We start from the raw sequence: 3,154 nt of genomic DNA on the forward strand, positions 1-3,154 counted from the left end.
CTTGAAAGCGTGCGCCGGGGCGGCGCGGATATCATCCTGTCTTTCGCCACGGAAGTGCGCGAAGAGTGGCTGAAGTCGGCGTTTCCAAACGCCATTGCAACAGTGGCGCGGCCCGCGCTGGATAAAAACACGCTCAGCCCGGTCACGGAAGTTCTAACCATGTACAACGATATGATCGTGCGCAGGGAAATCACGTCCGCCGCGAAAGGCATACCATCGGCGGATCTGATCGCCGCAGAGTTCACCAGCGGACGCCACAAACTGCGTTACTGGGACGAGCAGGTCGGACAATGGCTCGCGCGTGTGGAATTTCTGTCCAGAACCTGCCCGGATTTCGGGCTCGAACCGCTCGGAGAAGACGACCTTGATCTGGTCATCGCCGATATCTGCGCCGGCGCGAAAAGCGTGTCCGAAGCCAAAAACCGGCCTGTCATGCCGGTTTTGCAGAACTGGTTTGACTGGGAGAAAAACCGGCTGCTTGAAAAACACGCGCCTTTAAAACTGGACATGCCAGGCGGCCGCAAAGCCAAAATCCGCTACCAGAGCGGACAGGAACCCTATCTCGAGGCAAAAATACAGGATCTGTTCACCCTGTCCGAAACCCCGCGCATCGCCGCCGGGCGCGTGCCGCTGGTAATACATATACTGGCGCCCTCCATGCGGCCGGTGCAGGTGACGAAAGATCTTAAAAATTTCTGGGCTGAAAGCTATCCCAGACTCAAGCCCGCGCTCGCACGCCGCTACCCGAAACATAAATGGCTGTAACCCCGCAAAGCGCGGGCCGCGCTTTGCGGCGTTCAATTACAAGGCCAGTATGACCGCGCCCGCAACGATCAGCATACCGCCGGCGAAATGCTGCGGCGTCAGCCGTTCATGCAGAACCAGCGCGCCCAGCACAATCGCGAAAACCACGCTCAGTTTGTCCACCGGCGCGACACGGGAAGCCTGCCCCAGCTGCAAAGCGCGGAAATAACACAGCCACGACAGCCCCGTAGCCAGGCCCGACAATATAAGAAACAGCCAGGTGCGGCGCGTAAACGCGTGCAGCGGCGCGATACCGGTTGAGGCAAGCGCGATACCCCAGGTAAAAACCAGCACCACAACGGTTCTGACAGCCGTCGCCATATGCGAATTGACGCCGCAAACCCCTATCTTGGCCAAAACAGCCGTCAGCCCGGCGAAAAAAGCGGACAGCAACGCCCACAAAACCCAGCTATTTCCAGTTTGTATCACCATAAGGCATGCTCACTAAAAAACTGCTCAAACCGGCCCAATCCCGCCCGCAATGAAAAAACCGGACGCACCGCCCGCCGGAAGGGGCTTTCATCGCTTGCCCCACAAAATCCCGGCACGCCGCAACCGGCTTCAGTTCAGGCGATAGAGCCGGATCTCCGGGCCTTTTGTTTTCCCCGGCTCCGGCCGGAATACAGCCGCCGGAGAACCAGCTTTCCGTACCGCGCCGATAAACGCGGCGGCCGCCGGGCCGGTATTTTCCGTTATGCCATAGCTGGTAAACGCCACATACCGGATTCCGCGCGCGGCCAGCTGGGCAGGCGTGTCCGACAACGGCGCCAGCTCCCGCGTCTGCTCGGTGCTGGCGCGCATGGCGGGCATGGTGGCCAGCTCGCTTGCCGAGCGTTCCATCTCGAAAATGCGATACCCTTGCGGATTGGACTTGAGCAGATACTGAAAATATCCGGCACGCGGGTTTTTCAGTTCCGTGGTTTTGCGGTAAAGCATCTGCGCCTGAAGCCGTCCCATCCGTATAGAGGGCGACGAATGCGGCTGATCCATCAGAATGCCCGTATCCTGCGCGATATTCCGCTCTATCCAGCGGGCTGCCAGAGTGCGGGTGTCCGGCATAAGGCGTTCCCTCACAATACCGGCGCTGCCGGCAAACGCCAGCAAAGACAAAACCGCTATAATCACCGGATACGCCGCCTTGCTTCTCATTCTTGCCGCGAACGCCTCCGCGCCAACCGCCGTCAAAAGACATAACACCGCAACGGAGTGGAACGTATACCTGATGAACCCTCCGTCCGGCTGGCCGGACAGAAAAACCACGCTGACCGCCAGCGGGCCGGCAAACAATAAAGCCAGCCACGGAAACTTTAATGCCAGCCCCGCAAAAGCTGCCGCCGCAGCCAGAATCGCGGGCGATCTGCCGGCAAACCAGACAATGTTGGCAACCACCGCTTTCGCCACATCCAGCCTGTCCACCGACGACATGACCAGCTTGCGCTCCCGCGCGTAAGCGAACACGTCGGCTATGCTGGCGCGGAAACTGGGAAAATCCAGCGCCGCATAAGGCGTGCCTATCAAAAAACCGGCCGGCGCCAAACCCGCGCCCAGCCACAACCGGTAATCGGAGCAGATGGCGCGCCAGGGCAAATTCCGTTCCCTGCCTCGCGCTATATGAGCAAGCGGCAAAATAACGCACAGCATCCACGCCATATAATGAGTGGACACGGCCAGCCCGAGCGCGAGTCCGCACAAAACGTAATTTTTATCGCCCCCGTCCCGGTACAGCCGCACGGCGAAATACCATGCGGCCGAACAGGCCAGCAGAAACATCGAATCCCATTTGGCATAATGCGCGCCATCCACCAGCGACGGCAGCAGCGCGCATAAAACCGCCGCGCCCAGCGCGACCCGCCGGTTCCATAAAAGCCGGCCTGTAGCGTAAACGACCCACGCCGCCGCGGTTGAAACCAGACACGCGAGCAGCCGCGCGGTGATGTAAAACAGCGAAGGATCCGACGCGAACAGCACCCCGAACTCCTGCGCCGTATGCCGCAGCCCGAACCCGGACCAGACCGCGAACAGCGCGCCCAGCGCGCCCAGCAGCGAATACATCCATAATGTGGGGTACTTGAAAAAAGGCGGATTCAAGGTGTGCGCTCCGCCAAGATAAACAGCGGTATTGACAAAATGCGGCTCGTCGCCGTTAAAAACCGCGGGCAGACCGTCGAATATGCCCGCCGCCCTGAGCGCGAACCCGCTCGCCATAGCCAAAACAAGAATTATAACAAACCGCTTTGAATTTTCCTGCCCGGACCGCGGCGGCTTGGTTGTGAATATCGCCATGACAAAAACCTCAAAAAAACAAACTTGCACGGGTTCAGGCCGGCCGCCTCAATAACTCCGGCCCCGC

The 3,154-nt window shown here is 59.6% G+C and carries 3 protein-coding genes; 1 reads left to right on the forward strand and 2 read right to left on the reverse strand.

Going from position 1 to position 3,154, the window contains the following annotated elements; translation table 11 throughout:
* The coding region (locus tag PHW69_10035) for an ATP-dependent helicase C-terminal domain-containing protein (protein ID MDD4005522.1) at positions 1-765 on the forward strand (765 nt) is incomplete at its 5' end.
* A gap of 36 nt (positions 766-801) precedes the next feature.
* On the opposite strand, the gene PHW69_10040 is transcribed toward PHW69_10035, so the two are convergent.
* Entirely contained in the window at positions 802-1,236 is a 435-nt protein-coding gene (locus PHW69_10040; protein MDD4005523.1) for an EamA family transporter, read from the reverse strand.
* 129 nt (positions 1,237-1,365) lie between these two features.
* Positions 1,366-3,087 (reverse strand): glycosyltransferase family 39 protein, encoded by a 1,722-nt coding sequence (locus PHW69_10045; GenBank protein MDD4005524.1) that lies wholly within the window; start codon positions 3,085-3,087, stop codon positions 1,366-1,368.
* Positions 3,088-3,154 lie beyond the last annotated feature (67 nt).

Source organism: Elusimicrobiaceae bacterium (assembly GCA_028700325.1).
Lineage (GTDB): Bacteria > Elusimicrobiota > Elusimicrobia > Elusimicrobiales > Elusimicrobiaceae > JAQVSV01.

Coding starts and splice junctions, on each gene's coding strand:
- PHW69_10040 (MDD4005523.1), bottom strand. CDS start 1,236: ATGGTGATACAAACTGGAAATAGCTGGGTTTTGTGGGCGTTGCTGTCC.
- PHW69_10045 (MDD4005524.1), bottom strand. CDS start 3,087: ATGGCGATATTCACAACCAAGCCGCCGCGGTCCGGGCAGGAAAATTCA.